Origin of the sequence: Pseudobutyrivibrio ruminis AD2017 (assembly GCF_000424305.1) — a bacterium.
Classification (GTDB): Bacteria; Bacillota; Clostridia; order Lachnospirales; family Lachnospiraceae; genus Pseudobutyrivibrio; species Pseudobutyrivibrio ruminis_B.
On record NZ_AUJQ01000007.1, the window covers coordinates 167012 to 191925 of the forward strand.

The 24914-nt window shown below is 39.6% G+C and carries 23 protein-coding genes and 1 other annotated feature; all 23 genes read left to right on the top strand.

Annotated elements, in window-relative coordinates:
* Positions 1-5: 5 nt before the first annotated feature.
* Entirely contained in the window at positions 6-863 is an 858-nt protein-coding gene (locus G611_RS0106415) for a carbohydrate ABC transporter permease (RefSeq protein WP_028242918.1), read from the top strand.
* A gap of 169 nt (positions 864-1032) precedes the next feature.
* Positions 1033-1182: a 50S ribosomal protein L33 gene (gene rpmG / locus G611_RS0106420; RefSeq protein ID WP_028234592.1), complete on the top strand. Its 150-nt coding sequence runs from the start codon at positions 1033-1035 to the stop codon at positions 1180-1182.
* A gap of 17 nt (positions 1183-1199) precedes the next feature.
* Positions 1200-1397, top strand: coding sequence for a preprotein translocase subunit SecE (secE, locus tag G611_RS0106425; RefSeq protein WP_028242919.1), 198 nt, complete (start codon positions 1200-1202; stop codon positions 1395-1397).
* 14 nt (positions 1398-1411) lie between these two features.
* A complete protein-coding gene (gene nusG, locus G611_RS0106430) occupies positions 1412-1942 on the top strand; it encodes a transcription termination/antitermination protein NusG (protein ID WP_028242920.1) in 531 nt (176 codons plus the stop codon).
* 57 nt (positions 1943-1999) lie between these two features.
* Entirely contained in the window at positions 2000-2425 is a 426-nt protein-coding gene (gene rplK / locus G611_RS0106435; protein ID WP_028242921.1) for a 50S ribosomal protein L11, read from the top strand.
* Positions 2426-2509: 84 nt separating this feature from the next.
* Positions 2510-3205 carry a 50S ribosomal protein L1 gene (gene rplA, locus G611_RS0106440; protein WP_028242922.1) on the top strand — a complete coding sequence of 232 codons (696 nt, stop codon included), beginning with the start codon at positions 2510-2512 and terminating at the stop codon, positions 3203-3205.
* A gap of 29 nt (positions 3206-3234) precedes the next feature.
* Positions 3235-3370, top strand: a sequence feature (ribosomal protein L10 leader region).
* A 41-nt stretch (positions 3371-3411) separates the two neighbouring features.
* A complete protein-coding gene (gene rplJ, locus G611_RS0106445; protein WP_028242923.1) occupies positions 3412-3948 on the top strand; it encodes a 50S ribosomal protein L10 in 537 nt (178 codons plus the stop codon).
* A 44-nt stretch (positions 3949-3992) separates the two neighbouring features.
* Complete coding sequence (rplL, locus tag G611_RS0106450) at positions 3993-4367, top strand: 50S ribosomal protein L7/L12 (protein ID WP_028242924.1); 375 nt, start codon at positions 3993-3995, stop codon at positions 4365-4367.
* A 224-nt stretch (positions 4368-4591) separates the two neighbouring features.
* Entirely contained in the window at positions 4592-8500 is a 3909-nt protein-coding gene (locus G611_RS0106455) for a DNA-directed RNA polymerase subunit beta (protein WP_028242925.1), read from the top strand.
* Positions 8501-8519: 19 nt separating this feature from the next.
* Positions 8520-12188, top strand: a complete 3669-nt coding sequence (rpoC, locus tag G611_RS0106460) for a DNA-directed RNA polymerase subunit beta' (RefSeq protein ID WP_028242926.1) — start codon at positions 8520-8522, stop codon at positions 12186-12188.
* 159 nt (positions 12189-12347) lie between these two features.
* Complete coding sequence (gene rpsL / locus G611_RS0106465; RefSeq protein ID WP_028234583.1) at positions 12348-12767, top strand: 30S ribosomal protein S12; 420 nt, start codon at positions 12348-12350, stop codon at positions 12765-12767.
* 153 nt (positions 12768-12920) lie between these two features.
* A complete protein-coding gene (rpsG, locus tag G611_RS0106470; RefSeq protein WP_028242927.1) occupies positions 12921-13391 on the top strand; it encodes a 30S ribosomal protein S7 in 471 nt (156 codons plus the stop codon).
* Between the two features lie 15 nt (positions 13392-13406).
* On the top strand, positions 13407-15524 hold the full coding sequence (fusA, locus tag G611_RS0106475) for an elongation factor G (RefSeq protein WP_028242928.1): 2118 nt from the start codon (positions 13407-13409) through the stop codon (positions 15522-15524).
* 129 nt (positions 15525-15653) lie between these two features.
* Complete coding sequence (gene tuf, locus G611_RS0106480; RefSeq protein WP_028242929.1) at positions 15654-16841, top strand: elongation factor Tu; 1188 nt, start codon at positions 15654-15656, stop codon at positions 16839-16841.
* A 538-nt stretch (positions 16842-17379) separates the two neighbouring features.
* Positions 17380-17892 carry a hypothetical protein gene (locus G611_RS0106490; RefSeq protein WP_028242930.1) on the top strand — a complete coding sequence of 171 codons (513 nt, stop codon included), beginning with the start codon at positions 17380-17382 and terminating at the stop codon, positions 17890-17892.
* Between the two features lies 1 nt (position 17893).
* Positions 17894-19189, top strand: a complete 1296-nt coding sequence (locus G611_RS0106495; RefSeq protein ID WP_028242931.1) for a trypsin-like peptidase domain-containing protein — start codon at positions 17894-17896, stop codon at positions 19187-19189.
* A gap of 64 nt (positions 19190-19253) precedes the next feature.
* On the top strand, positions 19254-19376 hold the full coding sequence (locus G611_RS16005; protein ID WP_278244504.1) for a hypothetical protein: 123 nt from the start codon (positions 19254-19256) through the stop codon (positions 19374-19376).
* A gap of 180 nt (positions 19377-19556) precedes the next feature.
* On the top strand, positions 19557-20357 hold the full coding sequence (locus tag G611_RS0106505) for an NAD-dependent epimerase/dehydratase family protein (RefSeq protein ID WP_028242932.1): 801 nt from the start codon (positions 19557-19559) through the stop codon (positions 20355-20357).
* A 457-nt stretch (positions 20358-20814) separates the two neighbouring features.
* The gene (locus G611_RS0106510; protein ID WP_028242933.1) at positions 20815-21462 is read left to right on the top strand and encodes a shikimate kinase; all 648 of its coding nucleotides are present in this window, start codon (positions 20815-20817) and stop codon (positions 21460-21462) included.
* Between the two features lie 440 nt (positions 21463-21902).
* Entirely contained in the window at positions 21903-23252 is a 1350-nt protein-coding gene (locus G611_RS0106515) for a hypothetical protein (RefSeq protein ID WP_028242934.1), read from the top strand.
* A gap of 96 nt (positions 23253-23348) precedes the next feature.
* Complete coding sequence (locus tag G611_RS0106520) at positions 23349-23987, top strand: lactate utilization protein (RefSeq protein ID WP_028242935.1); 639 nt, start codon at positions 23349-23351, stop codon at positions 23985-23987.
* Positions 23988-24080: 93 nt separating this feature from the next.
* Complete coding sequence (locus G611_RS0106525; protein WP_028242936.1) at positions 24081-24446, top strand: VOC family protein; 366 nt, start codon at positions 24081-24083, stop codon at positions 24444-24446.
* A 52-nt stretch (positions 24447-24498) separates the two neighbouring features.
* Positions 24499-24879, top strand: a complete 381-nt coding sequence (locus tag G611_RS0106530; protein ID WP_155942261.1) for a hypothetical protein — start codon at positions 24499-24501, stop codon at positions 24877-24879.
* Positions 24880-24914: the final 35 nt, after the last annotated feature.

Below are 24914 nucleotides of genomic sequence, written 5' to 3' on the forward strand. Positions count from 1 at the left end.
TAACAATGGCAGAAAAAAAGAAACAATCCGGCGGTGGTATTCATGCCAGAAGACTAATTGCCTACATTGTATTAATATTAATATCTTTCCTATGCTTATTCTGGTTCTATGTATTGTTTATTAACGCTACAAGAAGTAATTCAGAATTGAGTGCAGGCTTTACAGCAATCCCAAGTAATCATTTTATTGAGAACTGGGTAAACCTTAAAAACGGAACTTTACCTATTATAAGAGGTATGTTCAACTCGTTAATAATTGCATTTTTAACAGCAACCTTAGCTACATATTTCTCAACAATGACAGCCTATGCTATTCACGCATACGACTTTAGGGGTAAGAAGTTCATCTTTACTTTCATATTAATGATTATGATGATTCCAACACAGGTAACTGTACTTGGTTTCTTACAGTTAATTGGTAAGATGCAGCTTGATAACAGTGCAATACCTCTTATTGTACCTGCAATAGCATCCCCTGCAGTATTCTTCTATATGAAGCAATACATGGATGCTACACTTCCTCTATCACTTGTAGAGGCAGCCAGAATCGATGGCTCAGGAGAATTTAGAACCTTTAACCAGATTGTTGTACCACTTATGAAGCCAGCTATTGCTGTACAGGCAATCTTCAGCTTCGTAGGTAGCTGGAACAATTACTTCACACCAGCGCTTGTACTTCATGATGATGCAAAGAAGACTCTTCCTATTCTTATTGCTCAGCTCCGTAACGCAGACTGGCTTAAGTTTGATATGGGACAGGTTTACATGATGATTGCATTCTCAATCTTCCCTGTTATAATAGTATACCTAGTACTTTCTAAGCACATCGTAGGTGGCGTAACACTCGGTGGCGTAAAGGGTTAATATTGACTAATAAAAAAAGACTTGACACTTATTGCAAGCTATGATAAATTTAGCTAGCGACTAAGAAAAGCAGGTCTTTTTTTTATGCTCTTTTTTCGCCTCACTTATTGTTCGCTAAAGTGAGTGAGTATAAGGGGACCAAAGTAGAAATTTAACGGAGGTGGAAGTTGTGCGCACAAAGATAACATTGGCATGTACAGAATGCCAGCAGCGTAATTACAACATGACAAAAGACAAAAAGACTCACCCTGACAGAATGGAAACAAAGAAGTATTGCAGATTCTGCAAGAAGCACACTATGCACAAAGAGACAAAGTAGTCTAGCGGAGGTGCAAAATGGCAGAAGAGAAGAAGGTAAAGTCAGGACGTTTCGCAGGTCTGAAAGCGGAATTTAACAAAATCGTTTGGGCAGACCCTAAGGACGTGTCAAAGCAGACAACAGCAGTTGTTGCTGTGTCAGTAGTTGTAGCAGTGATCATCATCGTATTAGATGCATTGATCAACAAGGGTGTTAATATCCTAGTTAACTTTTAATGGAGGCATCGCATATGGCAGAGGCAAAGTGGTATGTAGTTCATACTTACTCAGGCTACGAGAACAAAGTCAAGACAAACATTGAAAAGGCAATCGAGACACAGCATCTCGAAGAGCAGATTCTTGATGTACGAGTACCTATGGTTGAGGTTACCGAAACTAAGGATGGCGTTAAAAAGCAAGTTTCAAAGAAGATGTACCCTGGTTACGTTCTTATTGAGATGATTATGAATGATGAAACTTGGTACGTTGTCAGAAACACTAGAGGTGTTACAGGCTTCGTTGGACCAGGAAGTAAGCCAGTGCCATTGTCAGAAGCAGAGGTGCAGGCATACTTACTAGGTTCTAACACTGAAAAAGTAAACGTTGAGGTAGACTTCGAAATCGGCGATACACTTAGCGTCGTAGATGGTACCTGGAAAGATACTGTCGGCGTTGTTAAGTCTATCAATGCTAAGAAGCAGACAGTTACAATCAGCGTTGAAATGTTCGGACGTGAAACACCGGTTGAGATTGATTTCACGGACGTACGAAAGATGGATTAGGTTAGCACACATAAAAAGGTACGAAGGTGCTAACGCTTATTAAGCAGGAGGAATATCATGGCAAAGAAAATTGAAGGCTATATCAAGTTGCAGATTCAAGCTGGTAAAGCTACACCAGCACCACCAGTTGGTCCAGCACTTGGTCAGCATGGTGTAAACATTGTGGAGTTTACAAAGCAGTTTAATGCAAAGACAGCAGATATGGGAGACACAATCGTTCCTACAATCATCACTGTTTATGCAGATAGAAGCTTCAGCTTCATCACAAAGACTCCACCAGCTCCAGTTCTTATTAAGAAGGCTTGCAAGATTGCTAAGGCATCAGGCACACCTAATAAGACAAAGGTAGCAAAGATTACAAAGGCTCAGGTTAAGGAAATCGCAGAGACAAAGATGCCAGACCTTAACGCAGCATCTATCGAAGCTGCAATGAGCATGATCGAAGGAACATGTAGATCAATGGGCGTTGAGGTTGTAGAGTAATCACAGCTTAGCGAAAACAACGTTCTTACTATTAATTAATTGAGTGGGAGAACCAAACGGTTCGATAAACCACAGGAGGTAAACATGAAAAGAGGAAAGAAATACGTAGCAGCTGTTAGCTCATATGATAAGTCAGCTGCATACGATCCAGCAGAAGCAATCGCTCAGGTTAAGAAGAATGCTACTGCTAAATTTGATGAGACAATTGAAGCTCATATCAGAACTGGTTGTGACGGACGTCACGCTGAGCAGCAGATCCGTGGAGCAGTTGTACTTCCACACGGAACAGGTAAGACAGTTCGAGTTTTAGTATTCGCTAAGGGTGCTAAGCTTGACGAGGCACAGGCTGCAGGCGCTGATTTCGTAGGCGGTGAGGAACTCATTCCAAAGATCCAGAACGAAGGATGGTCTGATTTCGATTCTGTAGTTGCTACTCCAGATATGATGGGTGTTGTTGGTCGTCTCGGTCGTGTACTTGGACCTAGAGGACTTATGCCAAACCCTAAGGCTGGTACAGTTACTATGGATGTTGCAAAGGCTGTTGAAGAAATCAAAGCTGGTAAGATTGAGTATAGACTTGATAAGACAAACATTATCCATGTACCTATCGGAAAGGCTTCTTTCACAGAGGAGCAGTTAGCGGACAACTTCCAGACTCTTATGGACGCTATCAACAAGGCTAAGCCATCAAGCTTAAAGGGTCAGTACATTAAGAGCATTTCACTTGCTCCTACAATGGGACCTGGCGTTAAGCTTAATGTTGCTAAAGTTTCAAACTAATAGTTGACAGCACAATATACAAAATGATATAATGCACAAAGTTGTTGCCGAAGACAGCAGGTGGCGTTAGCCGTAAAGATTTTTATCTACCAGCCGAGGACGATTAAGTATTTATCGATTAATCACCTCTATGTCTTTATGGCATAGAGGTTTTTTACTTATCCTCATATAAGCAACACAAAGAAAATTATAAGGAGGAAAAATTCGTGGCAAAAGTTGAATTAAAGCAGCCAATAGTTGACGAGATTTCAGAGCAGATTAAGGATGCAGCTTCAGTTGTAGTTGTAGACGCTCGTGGACTTACAGTTGCAGAAGACACACAGTTACGTAAGCAGCTTCGTGAAGCAGGCGTTACATATAAGGTATACAAGAATACTCTTATGAAGCGTGCTTTTGAAGGAACTGATTTTGCTCAGCTTGACGAAGTTCTTGAGGGACCAAGCGCAATCGCTGTTTCTAAGGACGATGCTACAGCTCCAGCAAGAATTCTTGCTAAGTTCGGTAAGACAGCTCAGAACCTTGAGATCAAGGCAGGTGTTGTAGAAGGAACATTCTACGATGCACAGGGCATGACAGCAGTAGCAGCTGTACCAAGCAGAGAGGAACTTCTTTCAAAGTTACTTGGAAGCTTACAGTCACCAATCACAAACTTCGCTCGCGTACTCAACCAGATCGCAGAGCAGGGTGATGCATCTACAGAGGCAGCTCCAGCAGAGGAAGCTCCAGCAGCAGATGCAGAGTAATTTAATTTATTTTTTAATTAATCATTTAATGGAGGAAAATAATCATGGCAAAGATGACAACAGAAGAGTTTATCGCAGCTATCAAAGAGCTTAGCGTATTAGAGTTAAATGACCTTGTAAAGGCATGTGAGGAAGAGTTCGGCGTTTCTGCAGCAGCAGGCGTTGTAGTTGCAGCAGCAGCTGACGGTGCAGCAGCAGCTGAGGAGAAGGACGAGTTCGACGTAGAGCTTACAGAAGTAGGTTCTGAGAAGGTTAAGGTTATCAAGGTTGTTCGTGAGGCAACTGGACTTGGTCTTAAGGAAGCAAAGGAACTTGTTGATGGTGCTCCAAAGGTAATCAAGGAAGCAGCTGACAAGGCTACAGCAGAGTCAATCAAGGCTCAGCTTGAAGAGATCGGTGCAAAGGTTACATTAAAGTAATTTAAACTCGATTGTTAATTATTGGCAGGTTCGTAAGGGCCTGCCAAATTTTTTTTAAAATATACAAATAAATACTTGACTTTATTGTTGCTTTTGGCATAGAATGTAGTTTGCACTATTATGGTGCAGTGTGTACTTCTATGCTTATTTTTATGTACAGATTTTCACACATGATTTAGGTAAGATTTTTCCAAATTTAAAATATTATGAGAGGTGGAACGTCAATGGAGAAAAACAGAATACGTCCAGTGAAAGCTGGAAAGAACTTGCGTATGAGTTACTCGAGACAAAAAGAGGTACTTGAGATGCCTAATTTAATCGAGGTCCAGAAGGACAGTTACGACTGGTTCGTTAAGGACGGATTAAAAGAAGCATTCGCAGATATCTCTCCTATTCAGGATAGGGGTAACCAGCTTGAGTTACATTTCGTTGACTTTACACTGTGCAAGGATGAGGTGAAATATACAATCCCACAGTGCAAGGAAAGAGATGCAACTTATGCTGCGCCATTAAAGGTGAAAGTGCGCCTTGTTAACAAGGAGTCCGGCGATATGCAGGAGCACGAAATCTTTATGGGTGATTTACCACTTATGACTGAGACCGGAACATTCGTAATCAATGGAGCAGAGCGTGTTATCGTCAGCCAGTTGGTACGTTCACCAGGTATTTACTATGCAATCGGTCACGATAAAATTGGTAAGGAGTTATATTCTTGTACTGTAATTCCAAACCGTGGTGCTTGGTTAGAGTATGAGACAGATTCCAATGACGTTTTCTATGTACGTGTAGACCGTAACAGAAAGGTACCTGTTACAGTACTTATTCGTGCACTTGGTTTAGGAACAAACCAGGAAATTATAGATGTTTTCGGTGAGGAACCAAAGATTCTTGCTACATTTGCAAAGGATCCTTCTATCACAGAAAAGAATCCACAGGGTAGCTATGAAGGCGGCCTTTTAGAGTTATATCGTAAGCTTCGTCCAGGTGAGCCACTTGCTAAGGATAGTGCTGAATCACTTATCCACGGTATGTTCTTTGACCCTAGACGTTATGATCTTGCTAAGGTTGGTCGTTATAAGTTTAATAAGAAGCTTATGCTTCGTAACCGTATCGCAGGTCAGATTTTGGCAGAGGATGTTGTTGATACAACAACAGGTGAAATCATCGCAAAGGCTGGAGATAAGATTACTATCGAGAAGGCTGATGAAATCCAGAACGCTGCAGTTACACATGTATATGTTCAGACTGAGACACGCAATGTCAAGGTTCTTTCTAATATGATGGTAGACATCACAAAGTTTGTTGATTGTGATGCAGCTTCGCTTGGCATTACCGAGCTTGTTTACTACCCAGTTCTTGAGAGAATTCTCTCTGAGAACACAACAAAAGAAGATATCGAAGATGCTATCGAAAGAAACGTAGCAGATCTTATTCCAAAGCACATTACTGTTGAGGATATTTTTGCTTCTATCAACTACAACATGCATCTTGAGTACGGTGTTGGTAAGGAAGATGATATCGATCACCTTGGTAACCGTCGTATCCGTGCTGTTGGCGAGTTATTACAGAACCAGTACAGAATTGGTTTATCACGTCTTGAGAAGGTTGTACGTGAGCGTATGACTACTCGTGACCTTGAGGATATCTCTCCACAGAACCTTATTAACATTAAGCCTGTAACAGCTGCTATCAAGGAATTCTTTGGTAGTTCACAGTTGTCACAGTTCATGGATCAGAACAACCCACTTTCAGAGTTGACACATAAGAGACGTCTTTCAGCACTTGGTCCTGGTGGTCTTTCAAGAGATCGTGCCGGATTCGAGGTTCGAGACGTTCACTATTCACACTATGGACGTATGTGCCCTATCGAGACACCTGAAGGACCTAACATCGGTCTTATCAACTCTCTCGCTAGCTACGCTCGTATCAATGAGTACGGCTTTATTGAGGCACCATACAGACGTATTGATAAGTCTGACCCAGAGAACCCACGTGTAACAGACGAAGTTGTTTACATGACAGCAGATGAAGAGGATAACTACCATGTAGCACAGGCTAATGTCAAGCTTGACGAAGAAGGCCACTTCATGAGAAAGAACGTATCTGGTCGTTTCCGCGAGGAGACACAGGAATACGATAAGAAGATGTTCGATTATATGGACGTATCTCCTAAGATGGTATTCTCAGTTGCTACTGCTTCTATTCCATTCCTTCAGAACGATGACCCTACACGTGCCCTAATGGGTTCAAACATGCAGCGTCAGGCCGTTCCTCTTCTTACTACAGAAGCACCAGTTGTTGGTACAGGTATGGAACCTAAGACAGCTGTCGATTCAGGTGTCTGCGTAGTTGCAAAGCGCGCAGGTATCGTTGAGATGTCTGAGACAAACAGAATTATCGTTAAGGCTGACGAAGATGGAACAAGAGATGAGTACACACTCTTCAAGTTCACACGTTCTAACCAGTCTAACTGCTATAACCAGCGCCCTATCGTATTTAAGGGCGACCATGTAGAAGCTGGCGAGGTTATCGCTGATGGTCCTTCTACAAAGAATGGTGAGCTTGCCCTTGGAAAGAACCCACTTATCGGTTTCATGACATGGGAAGGTTATAACTACGAGGATGCCGTTCTTCTTTCAGAGCGCCTCGTTCAGGATGATGTTTACACATCTATCCATATTGAAGAGTACGAAATCGATGCTCGTGATACAAAGCTTGGACCAGAGGAAATCACACGTGATGTTGCTGGTGTAGGTGATGATGCTCTTAAGGATCTTGATGAGAGTGGTATCATCCGTATCGGTGCTGAGGTTCGTGCCGGTGATATCCTTGTTGGTAAGGTTACACCAAAGGGTGAGACAGAACGTACACCAGAAGAGAGACTTCTTCTTGCAATCTTCGGTGAGAAGGCTAGAGAAGTTCGTGATACATCACTTCGTGTTCCACATGGTGCTTACGGTATCGTTGTAGACGCTAAGGTATTCACACGTGAAAACGGTGATGAGCTTGCTCCAGGAGTAAACAAGTCAGTTCGTATTTACATCGCTCAGAAGAGAAAAATCGGTGTTGGTGATAAGATGGCCGGTCGTCACGGTAACAAGGGTGTAGTTTCCCGCGTGCTTCCAGTAGAAGATATGCCATATCTTCCAAACGGTCGTCCACTTGATATCGTACTTAACCCATTGGGCGTTCCTTCACGTATGAATATCGGTCAGGTCCTTGAGATTCACCTTTCTCTTGCAGCAAAGGCCCTGGGATTTGACATTGAGACACCAGTATTTGATGGTGCAAAGGAAATTGATATCCAGGATACACTTGAGCTTGCAAATGACTATGTAAACATGCCATTTGACAAGGAAGAAGCTAAAGACGGCGAGGAGACATTCTACGATAAGTATGTAGATATCCTTCGTGAGGATGTTATGGATTACCTTTCAACAAACCGTGCACACAGAGCACTTTGGAAGGGTGTTCCAATCTCTCGTGATGGTAAGGTACAGCTTCGTGATGGTCGTACAGGTGAGCCATTTGATGGCCCAGTTACAATCGGTCACATGCATTACCTCAAGCTCCACCACTTAGTAGATGATAAGATCCACGCTCGTTCAACTGGTCCTTACTCTCTTGTTACACAGCAGCCACTTGGTGGTAAAGCGCAGTTCGGTGGACAGCGTTTCGGAGAGATGGAAGTTTGGGCCCTCGAGGCTTACGGTGCATCATATACACTTCAGGAAATCCTTACAATGAAGTCTGATGATGTTATCGGTCGTGTTAAGACATACGAAGCTATTATCAAGGGTGAGAACATCCCTGAACCAGGTATCCCTGAGTCATTCAAGGTATTACTTAAGGAATTACAGTCACTTGGTCTTGACGTACGTGTGCTCGATGAAAACCGTGAAGAGGTTGAGCTCATGGAGACTAGTGAATATGGAAATACAGACCTCAATGCAATCATTGCAGGCAGTGATAGAAACTTCGCATTCGAAGATGACAACTCATTCGCACAGGCCGGATTCTCTAAGAAGAAATTTGATTCAGAGGGCGATCTTGTAGATGATGAGGATGATGTTCCATTTGAAGAAGATGATGAAGATTTCGCTGACGTAGCAGATGAATTTGATGAGGAATAAATAGGAAGGGAGCTAGAAAATGCCAGAGAATAAAGAAGCGACATATCAACCAATAGCATTTGACGCAATACAGATTGGATTGGCTTCACCTGAAAAGATCAGACAGTGGTCTCGCGGCGAGGTTAAAAAGCCAGAGACAATCAATTATCGTACACTGAAGCCTGAAAAGGACGGTCTTTTCTGCGAAAAGATTTTTGGACCTAGCAAAGACTGGGAATGCCACTGCGGAAAGTACAAGAAAATCCGTTATAAGGGTGTAGTTTGTGACCGTTGTGGTGTTGAAATCACAAAGGCAAGCGTTCGTCGTGAGCGTATGGGTCACATCGAACTTGCTGCACCAGTATCACATATTTGGTATTTCAAGGGTATCCCTTCTCGTATGGGACTTATCCTTGATTTATCACCAAAGACATTAGAGAAGGTTCTCTACTTTGCATCATACATCGTACTTGATGCAGGTGAGACTGCTCTTATGTACAAGCAGGTTCTTACAGAGGCTGAATACCAGGAAGCTAGAGAGCAGTATGGTAACGGCTTCAGAGTAGGAATGGGTGCTGAAGCTATTCAGGAGCTTTTAAAGGCAATTGACCTTGATGAGGAAGCTACTAAACTTCAGATTGAATTAGATAACGCTACTGGTCAGAAGCGTTCACGTATCATTAAGAGACTTGAGGTTGTTGAAGCATTCCGTGAGTCAGGAAACAGACCTGAATGGATGATTATGACAGTTATCCCTGTTATTCCACCAGATCTTCGTCCTATGGTACAGCTTGATGGTGGCCGTTTTGCCACATCTGACCTTAACGACTTATACCGTCGTATTATCAACAGAAATAACCGTCTTCGTAGATTGTTAGAGCTTGGTGCTCCTGATATCATCGTACGTAACGAAAAGCGTATGCTTCAGGAAGCTGTTGATGCTCTTATCGATAATGGTCGTAGAGGACGTCCAGTTACAGGTCCTGGTAACAGACCACTTAAGTCACTTTCAGACATGCTTAAGGGTAAGTCTGGTCGATTCAGACAGAACCTTCTTGGTAAGCGTGTTGACTACTCAGGTCGTTCAGTTATCGTCGTTGGACCAGAACTTAAGATTTATCAGTGTGGTCTTCCAAAGGAGATGGCTCTCGAGCTCTTCAAGCCTTTCGTTATGAAGGAGCTTGTTGGCAACGGAATGGCACACAACATTAAGTACGCTAAGAAGATGGTAGAGAAGTTTGAGCCAGAGGTTTGGGACATCCTTGAAGATGTCATTAAAGAGCATCCAGTTATGCTTAACCGTGCTCCTACACTTCATAGACTTGGTATTCAGGCTTTCGAGCCTATCCTTGTAGAAGGTAGAGCTATCAAGCTTCATCCACTTGTATGTACAGCCTTCAACGCCGATTTCGATGGTGACCAGATGGCTGTTCACCTTCCACTTACTCAGGAGGCTCAGGCAGAGTGTAGATTCATGCTTCTCTCTCCTAACAACTTACTTAAGCCTTCAGACGGTGGTCCTGTAGCCGTTCCTTCACAGGATATGGTACTTGGTATTTACTACCTTACACAGGAGCGTGGTACTACAGTAGGTGATAATAGAGAAGAGCCAGGTGAGGGTAAGGTATTTAAGAACCTTAACGAAGCAATTCTTGCATACGAGAACAAGGCTCTTACAATGCATGCTCGTATCACAGTTCGTGTTTCTAAGACACATGCTGATGGTACAGTAGTAACAGGTAATGTTTCATCAACACTTGGTAGACTTCTCTTTAACGAGATCATTCCACAGGATCTTGGCTACGTAGATCGTACAAAGCCTGAGAATGAGCTTGTACCAGAGGTAGACTTCCACGTTGGTAAGAAGCAGTTAAAGCAGATTCTTGAAAAAGTTATTAATACACACGGAGCTACAAAGACAGCAGAAGTTCTTGATGATATCAAGGCAATGGGTTACCACTACTCAACAATCGCTGCCATGACAGTTTCAATTTCAGATATGACAGTTCCTGCTCAGAAGCCAGAGCTTATTGCACATGCTGAAGAGACAGTTGATAAGATTACTCGTCAGTACAAGCGTGGTCTTATTACTGAAGAAGAGCGTTATCGTGAAGTTGTAGATACATGGAAAGAGACTGATGATGAGCTTACTAAGGACCTTCTTGATGGTCTTGATAAGTACAACAACATCTTCATGATGGCTGACTCAGGTGCCCGTGGTTCTGAAAAGCAGATCAAACAGCTTGCAGGTATGCGTGGTTTGATGGCTGATACAACAGGTAAGACTATCGAGCTTCCTATTAAGTCAAACTTCCGTGAGGGTCTTGATGTACTTGAGTACTTCATGTCAGCTCATGGTGCTCGTAAGGGTCTTTCTGATACAGCTCTTCGTACAGCCGATTCAGGATACTTAACACGTCGAATGGTTGACGTTGCTCAGGAACTTATCATCCGTGAGTCTGACTGTGTTGCTGGAACAGACAGAGAAATCCCTGGTATGTGGGTATACGCATTCATGGATGGTCGTGAAGAGATTGAGTCTCTTAAGGACCGTATCACAGGTAGATTCTCTTGCTACTCTATCTACGATGCTAACGGCGAAATGATTGTTAAGGCAAATCATATGATTACACCTAAGCGTGCAGCTGCAATCATCGAGCGTGGTGTTGATGAGAAGGGACAGCCAATTAAGAGGGTTAAGATTAGAAACGTACTTAACTGTCGTTCACATGTTGGTGTTTGTGCTAAGTGTTATGGTGCTAACATGGCTTCAGGTCGTGCCGTACAGGTCGGTGAAGCAATCGGTATCATCGCTGCACAGTCTATCGGTGAGCCAGGTACACAGCTTACTATGAGAACTTTCCATACTGGTGGTGTTGCTGGTAACGATATTACTCAGGGTCTTCCTCGTGTCGAGGAGCTTTTCGAGGCTAGAAAGCCTAAGGGACTTGCTATCATCACAGAGATTGCTGGTACAGTTTCTATTGAAGAAGACTCTAAGACAAAGAAGAGAGAAGTTGTTGTTACAAACTCTGAGACAGGCGATGTAGAGAAATACTTAATCCCTTACGGTTCACGTATTAAGGTTCTCTCAGGACAGGAACTTGAAGCTGGTGATGAGCTTACAGAAGGTTCTGTAAATCCACATGATATCCTTGCAATCAAGGGTAAGTCAGCTGTTCAGGATTACTTAATCCGTGAGGTTCAGCGTGTATACCGTTTACAGGGTGTTGATATCAACGATAAGCATATCGAAGTACTTTGCCGTCAGATGCTTAAGAGAATCAGAGTTGACGAAGCAGGTGATACAGGATTTATGCCAGGTTCACTTGTTGATTGGCTTGATTTTGAAGATGCTAACGAGAAAATGGAGGCAGAGGGTAAGGAGCCAGCTACTGGTACACAGGAACTTCTTGGTATCACAAAGGCAGCCCTTGCTACTAACTCATTCCTCTCAGCAGCTTCATTCCAGGAGACAACAAAGGTTCTTACTGATGCAGCTATCAAGGGTAAGATTGATCCACTTAACGGACTTAAAGAGAACGTTATCATCGGTCGCTTAATCCCAGCTGGTACAGGTATGAAGAGATATTCTAACATTCCTCTTTCAACTGATAATCAGTTAGCAGAGGCTCAGGCAGCTCGTGAAGCACGTGAGAAGGAAAATGCTGAAGAAGAATTAGCAGAAGACCTTGTTGATGTAGAATAATTTGTAAATAATGAATGGCCTTAGCAAATTGCTAAGGCCATTTTTTCACATTTTTAATCTTGACATATTAATTTTTAGGAAATATAATGTTCTAGCATGCGCTAATAGGATAACTATACTCATTTGCATGCGAAGAAATAAATTAGGAGGTAAAAAAGAATGCCAACATTCAACCAGCTAGTTAGAAAAGGTCGTCAGACATCTGTTAAGAAGTCTACAGCACCAGCACTTCAGAGAGGTTATAACTCTCTTAAGAAGAAGCCTACTAACACTTCTTCTCCACAGAAGCGTGGTGTATGTACAGCTGTTAAGACAGCTACACCTAAGAAGCCTAACTCAGCTCTTAGAAAGATTGCCAGAGTTCGTCTTTCAAACGGAATCGAAGTAACATCTTACATTCCAGGCGAGGGTCACAATCTTCAGGAGCATAGCGTTGTTTTGATTCGTGGTGGTCGTGTTAAGGATTTACCTGGTACACGTTATCATGTAATCAGAGGTACTCTTGATACAGCCGGCGTTGCTAACCGCAAGCAGGGACGTTCAAAGTACGGCGCTAAGAGACCTAAGGACGCTAAGTAAAATAGCGTAATGGCTTAATATTTTTATTGTATATCACATAAACTTTGGTTAATGTTGTTATTTTTTCTCTATAGAATAAATAGCGCATGAACACATAGTAATTAAATGTGAGTACCGTTGATCTAACAAATTTTAGTTAAGGAGGGAAGTATCGTGCCAAGAAAAGGACATACTCAAAAGAGAGACGTTTTGGCAGATCCTATATACAATAGCAAGGTAGTTACAAAGCTTATCAACAACATCATGCTTGATGGTAAGAAGGGTGTAGCTCAGAAGATTGTATATGGTGCATTTGACAAAGTCGCAGAAAAGACTGGAAAGCCTGCACTTGAGGTTTTCGAAGAAGCTATGAACAACGTTATGCCTGTACTCGAGGTAAAGGCTAGACGTATCGGTGGTGCTACATATCAGGTACCTATCGAGGTTAGACCAGATCGTCGTCAGGCCCTTGGCCTTAGATGGCTCACAATGTTCTCACGTACACGTACTGAGAAGACAATGGAAGAGCGTCTTGCTAACGAGATTATGGATGCAGCTGGTAACACAGGTTCAGCTGTAAAGAGAAAAGAAGAAATGCATAGAATGGCAGAGGCTAATAAGGCATTTGCTCATTACAGATTCTAATAGGAGGGGCAAACAGTGGCAGAAAGAGAATATCCACTTGAGCGTACCAGAAATATTGGTATTATGGCTCATATCGATGCCGGAAAGACTACACTTACAGAGCGTATTCTTTACTATACTGGTGTAAACTACAAGATCGGTGATACTCACGAAGGAACTGCAACCATGGACTGGATGGAGCAGGAAGCAGAGCGTGGTATCACAATCACTTCAGCTGCTACAACATGTCACTGGACTGAGCAGGAAAACTGCAAGCCTAAGAAGGGTGCTCTTGAGCACCGTATCAACATCATTGATACACCAGGCCACGTAGATTTCACTGTTGAGGTTGAGCGTTCCCTTCGTGTACTTGATGGCGCCGTTGGTGTCTTCTGTGCAAAGGGTGGCGTTGAGCCACAGTCAGAGAATGTTTGGAGACAGGCTGACACATATAACGTACCAAGAATGGCATTCATCAATAAGATGGATATCCTTGGTGCAAACTTCTACGGAGCTGTTGATCAGATCCGTGATAGATTAAAGAAGAACGCTATCGTTCTTCAGCTTCCAATCGGTAAGGAAGATGATTTCAAGGGAATCATCGATCTTTTCGAGATGCAGGCATACATCTATAACGATGATAAGGGCGATGATATCTCTATCACAGACATCCCAGCTGATATGGCAGAGGATGCTGAGCTTTATCACACAGAACTCGTTGAGAAGATCTGTGAGTTAGATGATGATCTTATGATGGCTTATCTTGAGGGTGAGGAGCCTTCAGTAGATGAGTTAAAGGCTGTACTTCGTAAGGCTACTTGCGAATGTAAGGCTATCCCAGTATGCTGTGGTTCTGCATATAGAAACAAGGGTGTTCAGAAGCTTCTTGATGCTATCCTTGAGTATATGCCAGCTCCTACAGACGTACCAGCTATTAGAGGTGTAGACCTTGATGGCAACGAAGTTGTTAAGCATTCATCTGATGATGAGCCATTTGCAGCTCTTGCATTCAAGATTATGGCTGATCCATTCGTTGGAAAGCTCGCATTTATCCGTGTATATTCAGGTACATTGAACTCAGGTTCATACTGCCTCAACGCTACAAAGGATAAGAAGGAGCGTGTAGGTCGTATTCTTCAGATGCACGCTAACAAGCGTACAGAGTTAGACAAGGTTTACTCTGGTGATATCGCAGCTGTTGTAGGTCTTAAGTTTACAACAACTGGTGATACAATCTGCGATGAGCAGCATCCAGTAATCCTTGAGTCTATGGAATTCCCAGAGCCAGTTATCGAGCTTGCTATCGAGCCTAAGACTAAGGCTGGACAGCAGAAGATGGGCGAAGCTCTTGCTAAGCTTGCTGAAGAGGATCCAACATTCCGTCAGCATACTGATCAGGAGACAGGCCAGACTATCATCGCTGGTATGGGTGAGCTTCACCTTGAAATCATTGTTGATCGTCTTCTTAGGGAGTTCAAGGTTGAGGCTAACGTTGGTGCACCTCAGGTTGCATATAAGGAAACATTTACAAAGGCAGTTGATCAGGAATACAAGTATGCTAAGCAGTCTGGTGGACGTGGTCAGTACGGTCATTGTAAGGTTAGATTTACTCCAATTGATGCTAACGCTGAAGAGACATTCAGATTTAAGTCTTCAGTAGTTGGTGGTGCTATTCCTAAGGAATACATCCCATCTGTTGGTGAGGGTATCGAGGAAGCAGCTAAGGCTGGTATCCTTTGCGGATTCCCTGTACTTGGTGTTGAAGCAGACGTATATGATGGTTCATACCATGAAGTCGATTCATCAGAAATGGCATTCCACATTGCTGGTTCAATGTGTTTCAAGGAAGCTATGGCTAAGGCAGCTCCAGTTCTTCTTGAGCCTATCATGAAGGTTGAAGTTACTATGCCTGAGGAATACATGGGTGATGTAATCGGTTCTCTTAACGCTAAGCGTGGTCAGATCCAGTCTATGGATGACCTTGGCGGCGGTAAGATTGTTAGAGCACTTGTTCCACTTGCAGAGATGTTCGGATACTCAACAGAGCTTCGTTCATCTACACAGGGACGTGGTAACTACTCAATGTTCTTCGAGAAGTATGAGCCAGTTCCAAAGAACGTACAGGAGCAGATTATCTCTAATCACTCTAAGTAATAGCCTATTGGTTATTAATAAATGAAAATAGTTGAAAAACCTTAGTACTTTCGATATAATCGAAAGTACTGAGAGTTTAGAACTAACTATGCCCATTTTGGGGCACTAATTTAAGGAGGATTTTAAAAAATGGCAAAAGAGCATTTTGACAGAAGCAAACCACATTGTAACATTGGTACTATCGGACACGTAGATCACGGTAAAACAACACTTACAGCAGCTATCACAAAGGTACTTGCTGAGCGTGTTGCTGGTAACGCAAAGGTAGATTTCGAGAACATCGATAAGGCTCCAGAAGAGCGTGAAAGAGGTATCACAATTTCTACAGCTCACGTTGAGTATCAGACAGAGAAGAGACATTACGCACACGTTGACTGCCCAGGCCATGCTGATTATGTAAAGAACATGATCACTGGTGCTGCTCAGATGGATGGCGCTATCCTTGTAGTAGCTGCAACTGACGGTGTTATGGCTCAGACAAAGGAGCACATCCTTCTTTCTCGTCAGGTAGGTGTACCTTACATCGTTGTATTCCTTAACAAGTGTGATATGGTTGACGATGAGGAGCTTATCGAGCTCGTAGAGATGGAAGTTACAGAGCAGCTTGAAGAGTACGACTTCAATGATTGCCCAATCATTAAGGGTTCAGCTCTTAAGGCTCTTGAGGATCCAAACGGTGAGTGGGGCGACAAGATCATGGAACTTATGGATACTGTTGATTCTTACATCCCAGATCCACAGCGTGAGACAGATAAGCCATTCCTTATGCCAGTAGAGGACGTATTCACAATCACAGGTCGTGGTACTGTTGCTACAGGTAGAGTAGAGCGTGGTGTTCTTCACCTTAACGACGAACTTGAAATCATCGGTATCAAGGAAGATACACAGAAGACTGTTGTAACTGGTATCGAGATGTTCCGTAAGCTTCTTGACGAGGCACAGGCTGGTGATAACATCGGTGCACTTCTTCGTGGTGTTAACCGTGATCAGATCCAGCGTGGACAGGTACTTGCTAAGCCAGGTACTGTAACATGCCACACAAAGTTTACAGCTCAGGTTTACGTTCTTACAAAGGATGAAGGTGGTCGTCATACTCCATTCTTCAACAACTATCGTCCACAGTTCTACTTCAGAACAACAGACGTTACAGGTGTTTGCGAGCTTCCAGCAGGTACAGAGATGTGCATGCCTGGCGATAACGTAGAGATGACAATCGAGCTCATCCACCCAATCGCTATGGAGCAGGGTCTTACATTCGCTATCCGTGAGGGTGGTAGAACAGTAGGTTCTGGTCGTGTTGCTACAATCATCGAATAATTTCGAGCGAACAGCCCAACCCAAATTATAAAATTATGCCCTTCGAGGATTTCCTCGGAGGGCTTTTTTATTTGACGAAATAAGCTATAGATGTTAAAATTTATATATAAAGAGTGCTACCGATAGACGGTTAGCCCAAAACAATAAAGCAATTAAAAATAACCGCTCAGTTTGTCAGGCTCGGGCGGTTATTTTTGTATCTTGGCATCATGCTTACCTCGCACGTAACCAAGACTATAGAAAGTCGCACACAGTCCAATGACTGCGATAAGGTCAGTGGTTGTTAGCATACGCAAGTCCTCCAGTAAAGATTTCTCCCAATGGGAGATTGAAATCTCTATATAAACGGAGGTCACAGTCCTCCGAGTGAAGGACTAACCGCCTACCGTGAATGGTAGCACTGAATGAGATTATAAAGAACATACTTTTGCATGTCAATAAAAAAGCTACATGTAACAATGAAGATTTTTATAATTTATTCTTAATTTAGTATTATAATTTACACGTAAAGGATACTAAAAAAGGAGAAGAATAGTTAATGCAAGATGAAAACAGCCTTTATAGATTGGCAGCTCAACTTCATAGATGCGTGGAACACTTTTTGGTATATAAAGCGATAAGGGGTAAGGTTGAAAATATAATTGAAGTAGAGAAGAGAGAATTCCTAGTAATAACATCAGATGCTAATTTGGAGATGTTTTACATGATTTTTTGCCAAATTTTTGGGTCTCGTAATAATAATAGTCTACATTTTGAAAAGTACATAGAACGAAAAAAATTTATTGAAAAATTACAGTCTATGTTTGGGATAACCGAGGATGAATTTCAAAAATACGAAAAAGATGTGAAAGATTTTAGAAATCAATTTGTGGCACATGCTGATATGTATGAAAAACCAGTGCCAATAACTGAGAATGCGATTAACGCAATAATAACACTAGATCAAATAATGATTGAACTTGATGCTAGTATTTTTGGAACTCTTGAGTCGTATATTGAAGTAAGCCTAGATAAATATGATATGTATATACAGATGATTTTGGAGGGGTAGAATGGCATTAATAAAATGTCCTGAGTGCGGAAAAGAAATATCGGATAAGGCTAGTAGTTGTCCTAATTGTGGCGCGCCATTAACAATAGAAAGTAGGTCTGGCGGCAAGAAGAATAGATTGTGGATTATACTTCTTGTGATAGCAATATTAGCTATTATTGGTGTATTAGTCTTTTTTAAGATAAGTAGCAATAATAGCAAAGACTTAAGTGATATAGAAAAATCCGTATTTAAAATACATTGTTTAGATGCAAATGGAAAGGAAGTTGCTACTGGATCAGGTTTTGCAATATATGATTCAAAAACTTTAGTTACTAATTATCATGTTCTAGCGCTTGGGCATAGTTTGTATATAGAGACATCTACAGAAGCGAATTATGATATAAGTACCTTGTATGCTTATTCTGAAGAAGAAGATTTGGCAATTCTTGGAGTTGAAGGGGAAACAGGGTTAAATCCAATTGAATTTGAGACTGAAAAGATTAATAAAGGAGATAAGGTGTATACAATTGGATCACCTATAGGAATAAAAAATACTATTTCAGACGGATTGATAAGTGAATTGAGCTATGATTCAGAGGGACGATTAGACATGATTCAAATTTCTGCTCCAATATCACCAGGTAGTAGCGGAGGAGTATTATTGGACTCAAATTATAGAGCGATAGGGGTGACAAGTTCTGGATATTCGAGTGAAACGATACAAAATATTAATTATGCAATTCCAATGCGAAAAGTAGAAGAATTATATAAAGAAAAAGCACAGTTATCTCTGGAAGAGTTAGTCAGTGAAATTCATAAAAATGATCATAAATGCTATCTTGAAAACATTGATAGTGCGGAAAGCATGGGAATTGATGAAGTGTTCAATTATTGTCCTGGAATAGAGGGTAATGAAGTTATTTTATATGGCTATTATTCGAGTGATGGAGACGGATTTGGCGGTTATCATGTAATGTATTTATATAGTGATAAAAATAAAATTACAGGAGATATTAAATCGGATGAAAAATTAAATGATACATCTAACCAAATATACTATTATAATAAAGAATATGAGATTTTACCTGTGCAGTATGAATTTGATAGTGTAGTATTTCATGATGATAGTAAATTTGAACCAGGTGACTTAGTCGTTATATATGGCCAAATAGAGGACAGAGAAGTATATGGTTTTGGTTATAATTTTGAACCGGGTGAAGCTACAGTCGAAAAGATAAAAAAGAAGCAAGCTACGAAATATTTTGATTACTATAGCTATGGAGTAATTGCTAAAGAAATAGAATGCGTTAAGTAATTTGTTATGCTCTGGTACTGTTCTGGTTCTAAAAATCTTAAAAACCATAAAAATTGATGCGAATATGAATAATCACATCAAAAGAAACACTGAAAATACACCATTTGTAATTACGAAAAACTATGGAGAGAATCGTGAGGGTGGTAGAACAGTAGGTTCTGGTCGTGTTGCTACAATCATCGAGTAATTTCGAGCGAACAGCCCAACCCAAATTTTAAAATTATGCCCTTCGAGGATTTCCTCGGAGGGCTTTTTATTTAACTGCTTATCTTTGCGATATCAGTATACTCCATACAATTTGTATAATATAATTATAATCTAATTACAAATCAACTTTTCTCATATCGAAACTATTATGGAGCACAAAATGAAAACTTTAATTTTAGGGGCCAGTGGATTTCTTGGCGGAACTATTTATTTCAAGCTAAAAAATTTAGGGAATGATGTTTTAGGTACATGCAACAAAAATACAAATAATACCAATCTAATAAAACAGGATGTTTTTGATGTAGATAGCCTTCTACATCTTGTTAATAGCTATAAACCTGATGTTATTATTTGGTCCATAATGAATCACGAGCAGGAAGAAGAAATTGCAGAAAATGTAATGCCAATTCTTTACGAAGCCATTGGTGACATTAGATTTATTTTTATATCTACATCGGTTGCCTATGAGCCAAATATGTCCGAAGATGTGAAACCATTATTGAGAGATGAAACAAGCTATAATCACCATTATTTCAATGGAAAGATTAAATCTGAGCAGAACATAAAAAAGCTTCCAAATTACTGCATTGTTCGCCCAGGAAGTATTTACGGAATCAATCCTTTAGAAATAATGGATAACAGGAGCCTTATATTAAAAGAACATATTGAATCTAATGAAGAATATGTAAGAGCCACAAATATCATTTTTAGCATTGTGAATGTCAATGATTTAGCTGATGCAATAATCGAATTAATCTCAAATAATTACTCCGGAATAATTAATATTTCTGAAGATGAGCCTATATCGCATTATGCTTTCAACAGAGCACTGTGCAAAATGTATGGCTGGGATGATAGCTGTATTGTTCCCAATATAGAAAAGGAAAATATTTATTATTTGAACAATAGCTTAAGGAAAACAATTCTTAAGACAAAAATTGGAAGCTTGATAGAAGCTTAGAATTTTTTAAACAATTCCACATAAATATCAGGCATACTTATTGTTAGAGGATCAAGCAAAGCAGTAATGTCTCTGCTGATATGCCCTCGGCGTTTCAGATATTAGACACAATACCTGAAAAAAAACGAGGGACAGGAGCTGTTGTGTGCATGTGCTCTATGCCAGGTGCATTAAGAGAAAATGTGTTACAAATTCCATATTGGTTTATTTAATGGCATTTACTCTGGTAAGGCAGAGTTTACATCCAAAGTAAAGGGAAAATGGGATTTTGAGTATAAACTAGTTTTATAAAATAGTATATGATATAATAATCTACAAATTTCAAAAAAGGAGGAATAGGAATATGGTAATGTTTTTAAAGTTAAGAAATATCTAATAGGCATGAAACCTTAGATAAATAGTTTCGTGCCTTGTTATCAAGAACAACTAACTATTTACATTAAGGAGATAACTAGAAATGGTATTTCAAGACAATATAATAAAAGAGTATTTAAGTAACGTATATTTTATTACAGGTACACCATGTGGAGGAAAAACTACAGTATCAAGAGCATTAGGAAAAAAGTATGGACTACCTGTATACGATATAGATGAAATGTTCCCAACATATCAGGGTATTGCAGATGAAGCACATCAGCCTAATATGCTGAAAGAGTTTCGAGATGCTGATGAATTTTTTGGAAGAAGTGTTGAAGAATATAAAGCTTGGCTTATGGGAAATCTAAGAGAGCAGCTAGATTTTATTATCTTAGATTTGATAAAGCTTTCTCAAAAAGGAAAAGTTATTTGTGATTGTCATTTTACTATGGACCAGATAAAACAGTTTTCAGATTCATCCAGAGTAGCATTCATGATAACAGATCCATCGGATTTGGTTGAGACATATTGTGATAGACCAGATCATCAAGATTTCAGTGATTTCATCCATAGCGCAACTGACTATGAGAAGGCTAAAAGATTATGCACTCAGACATTGTATGAATTAAATATGGAACCATACAATGATATTAAAAATAGTGAATTCTTTTGGCTTGAGAGAGATACACTAAGAAGTGTCAATGACACTGTAGCCATAGTTGAGAAACATTTTGGTTGGAAGTTATAATTGATATATGGCCCTTCGGGATTTTCTCGGAGGGCTTTTTTATACCCCTGCAAATTTCAATATTTAAATGCTCAAAAGATGTCATTTAAATAGTATCATTTACACCCACACAGAAATGTACGGCAAACTAAAATGGGAATACTATAGTATAGAATGATGATATATATTGCCTAATATGATAAAATTCGGATAATTGAAGAAATTACAAGCACAGGGTCTAAATTATTATCAATACAAGCAAATTAGATGATAGTACTTATGAAAAAATATTAGATTCAATTTACTTTGGAAATGAAAGGATAAATTCTGCCTTTAGGAAGATTAGATAAGTGTATTGAATAAATAAGGCAAGATACCCAAGCTGGACTTTAGAAGCACTTTTGGAGTTTTGTTTTTTGAATTGAAAATTAAGAAAATAACATCATAAAGGAGATATTTACGTGCGTAGAAAATACATAATCATAATCCCTCTTATACTATTGGTGTGCATTGCTGGAGTGCTTATATTTTTAAAATCAAGAATAACATTTTACGAGGACTCATACAAAAGAAATTATACCTATCCGGGAGTATTCGACACTATTACAGCAGACTACAATGGTTGTAAATATAATTTTGAAAGCAACATAGTTGAAGAAAAGGAAGCAAAAAAATTAGTAAAAGATTTTGACGAATCACGCAAGCAGATTATACGTTCATCAGATAAGGTTATCCAAGAAAAAATAAACATCTATGTAGTGGCAGATGACAGAATAGTAGGACCAGTTATAGAGGATGATGCTCTGTTTCTACCGAGAAAATATCTTGAAGATTATGATTATAGATATTGGATTGTTCAGCTGATGCTGAAAAAAGGCCAATGCAAAGAGTCCTTTGAAGAATATAAGAATATTTTCAATGTGGAATCTGCTGAACAAACAGTGATTTTTTCGACTACAGGATTTAGTGAAGAACAACTGGAAACAGTAGATGAAACCGAACTGTTCATAAATGGTGATAATAATTGTATATTTAAAACTGATGGGTCTGAATTTATTATAAATAGTAATCTAATAGATGATAGTACCTATGAAAAAATAATAGATCTAATTCAAGTCGAATCTATCACAAAAGAAAATCTGAAACAGCTTTTAGAAGATATTAATATAGACCATTCTATGTATGGTGGAAATGTTGATGATATTACCTATCATATAGAAAATAAAGGTGGAAGAAGTTATACAAGCATAGATTCAGACGGGAAAATAGATATCACATTAAATAATTTGACTGTACGAACGCTAGAACATGAATTGATGCATGGCTTTTTTGTAGATTATACTGATTTAAATAAGTATTGGATTGAAGAAGGCTTTTGTGAATATGTAGCGTATATTTTATACCCAGACAATAAATTGGTTGAGGGTATAAGTAAAATGTCGGTTGATGATTTATATGAAGATGGTGATTTTAAGCGTTACCTACAATCTAAAAATTACGATGATAATGATATAGTAAGACTGTATTTTGATTATGTTGTAAATCGTCTGTATCAAGGAAAAGATGTTTTGAATTATCCTAAGTTAAAGGAAAAGGTGGCAACAAACTTTGGACCAAACGAACAATCAAAATATTATGGTTTAGAACTATCATACACAGAAGCCATGAGTTTTACTGCTTATTTGATAGATTTAAATGAGCTTGATGGCTTATTTGATTTCATGTCTTCTGAAAAGTCATATGAGGAGTTTTATGGAAAATCTTACTATACACTAGAAAAAGAATGGAAAAAAAGTATAAGTGAAAATTAAAAACTTAGTTTTTTACAGGACGAGGCTATTTGGAAGAAATCTCATTGAAGTGGGAACTCCAATGAGCGAAAAAATATAATATTGAAAGGGGTCATTATGAACGAGAACATTACAAAACGAAACCAACTGCTGGCACAGAAGGTTATTAAGGGACTTGAGTCAAGAAACATGAAGGGCTATTATGCGGCTGATAAAGAAGAGGCATTAAAGATTGCACTTGAGCTTATTCCTGAGCAGTCATCTGTATCTATGGGCGGGGCTATGTCTGCTCGTGAAATTGGTTTAGTGGATGCAGTGAAAAATGGTAATTATAATTTTATTGAGCGAGAAGGCCTAACAGATGAAGCTAGCAAAAGAGCAGCGACTTTGGCAGCGTATGATGCTGATTATTTCTTAGCTAGTGCCAATGCGATGACTGAAGATGGTGTAATAGTAAATATAGATGGGAATTCCAACAGAGTTTCAATGATTGCACATGGACCAAAGCATGTTCTTTTTATTGTCGGAATGAATAAGATTTGCGATGACGTGGATGGAGCTATGAAGCGAGCAAGAAATGTGGCAGCACCAATTAATGCTCAGCGCTTTGATTTAAATACACCTTGCGCAAAAACAGGTTCATGCATGAATTGTAAGTCCCCTGACACTATTTGCTGTCAGTTTTTAATTACACGCTATTCTCGCCATACTGATAGAATTCATGTAATTTTGGTTAATGATAATTTGGGATTTTAGATAATTCTGCATAAATAAGGCGAGCTGAGGCTCGCCTTAAGTCTAAAAATTAAGAAATATGTGATAATAGGGAATAGAAAGGGATTGATTATCATGAAACTTAGAAACATTCTTATAGTTGTAAAAGATATAGAAAAATCAAAGCAGTTTTATCACGATCTTTTTGGTCTAGATATGCTGCTAGACAATGACGGTAACATGATATTAACAGAGGGGCTTGTTTTACAGGATGAGACTATTTGGAAGAAGTTTCTTGATAGAGATATCATTCACGAGAACAATGCTACTGAACTGTATTTTGAAGAGCGAAATATAGAAGAATTTGTAGAAAAGCTTGAGAGACTTTATCCAGATATAAAGTATGTAAATAGATTGATGTCGCACTCCTGGGGGCAAAAGGTTGTACGTTTCTACGATTTAGATGGTAATTTAATTGAAGTTGGGACACCTATGAGCTAAAATACTTTTATGAATTCAATAGATTATTAAAGGTGAAGCAATGAAAAAGACTATGATTAGAAAGTTAATATACGTTCTCACATGTCTTTTTTTGTTGTGCAATTTTTTCTGTTTAAGTAATGGTGAGCAAAGTGCATCAAACGCATTTAGCTATGATGATAGACCTTCTATCACTATCAATGTGCCTAATGGGGCGCAGATGGAGATTAAGAATGAAAAAAGCGCCAGCACTGATGTCACCTATGCAGCTACAAAAACAAGCCAAATAAAAACAATCTCTAATGTAAGATTCATCTTGCTAACATTCTTCTTATTAATAGCAGGATGTTTGTATTCTCTTAGAAATTCTAATATATCAATATCTGAATTGATATATTCTAGAACTTTCATTATCAAATTTATCCACGATAAGGATGGGCCAAAGCGCCGCTAAATTCAATTACTATATTTCAGCTTATGCAAAATCTG

Coding starts and splice junctions, on each gene's coding strand:
- rpoC (WP_028242926.1), top strand. CDS start 8,520: ATGCCAGAGAATAAAGAAGCGACATATCAACCAATAGCATTTGACGCA.
- G611_RS0106415 (WP_028242918.1), top strand. CDS start 6: ATGGCAGAAAAAAAGAAACAATCCGGCGGTGGTATTCATGCCAGAAGA.
- G611_RS0106530 (WP_155942261.1), top strand. CDS start 24,499: ATGATTAGAAAGTTAATATACGTTCTCACATGTCTTTTTTTGTTGTGC.
- tuf (WP_028242929.1), top strand. CDS start 15,654: ATGGCAAAAGAGCATTTTGACAGAAGCAAACCACATTGTAACATTGGT.
- rpsL (WP_028234583.1), top strand. CDS start 12,348: ATGCCAACATTCAACCAGCTAGTTAGAAAAGGTCGTCAGACATCTGTT.
- G611_RS0106495 (WP_028242931.1), top strand. CDS start 17,894: ATGGCATTAATAAAATGTCCTGAGTGCGGAAAAGAAATATCGGATAAG.
- rplA (WP_028242922.1), top strand. CDS start 2,510: ATGAAAAGAGGAAAGAAATACGTAGCAGCTGTTAGCTCATATGATAAG.
- G611_RS0106520 (WP_028242935.1), top strand. CDS start 23,349: ATGAACGAGAACATTACAAAACGAAACCAACTGCTGGCACAGAAGGTT.
- G611_RS16005 (WP_278244504.1), top strand. CDS start 19,254: ATGAATAATCACATCAAAAGAAACACTGAAAATACACCATTTGTAATT.
- G611_RS0106490 (WP_028242930.1), top strand. CDS start 17,380: ATGCAAGATGAAAACAGCCTTTATAGATTGGCAGCTCAACTTCATAGA.
- secE (WP_028242919.1), top strand. CDS start 1,200: ATGGCAGAAGAGAAGAAGGTAAAGTCAGGACGTTTCGCAGGTCTGAAA.
- G611_RS0106505 (WP_028242932.1), top strand. CDS start 19,557: ATGAAAACTTTAATTTTAGGGGCCAGTGGATTTCTTGGCGGAACTATT.
- nusG (WP_028242920.1), top strand. CDS start 1,412: ATGGCAGAGGCAAAGTGGTATGTAGTTCATACTTACTCAGGCTACGAG.
- rplK (WP_028242921.1), top strand. CDS start 2,000: ATGGCAAAGAAAATTGAAGGCTATATCAAGTTGCAGATTCAAGCTGGT.
- rplL (WP_028242924.1), top strand. CDS start 3,993: ATGGCAAAGATGACAACAGAAGAGTTTATCGCAGCTATCAAAGAGCTT.
- G611_RS0106510 (WP_028242933.1), top strand. CDS start 20,815: ATGGTATTTCAAGACAATATAATAAAAGAGTATTTAAGTAACGTATAT.
- G611_RS0106455 (WP_028242925.1), top strand. CDS start 4,592: ATGGAGAAAAACAGAATACGTCCAGTGAAAGCTGGAAAGAACTTGCGT.
- G611_RS0106525 (WP_028242936.1), top strand. CDS start 24,081: ATGAAACTTAGAAACATTCTTATAGTTGTAAAAGATATAGAAAAATCA.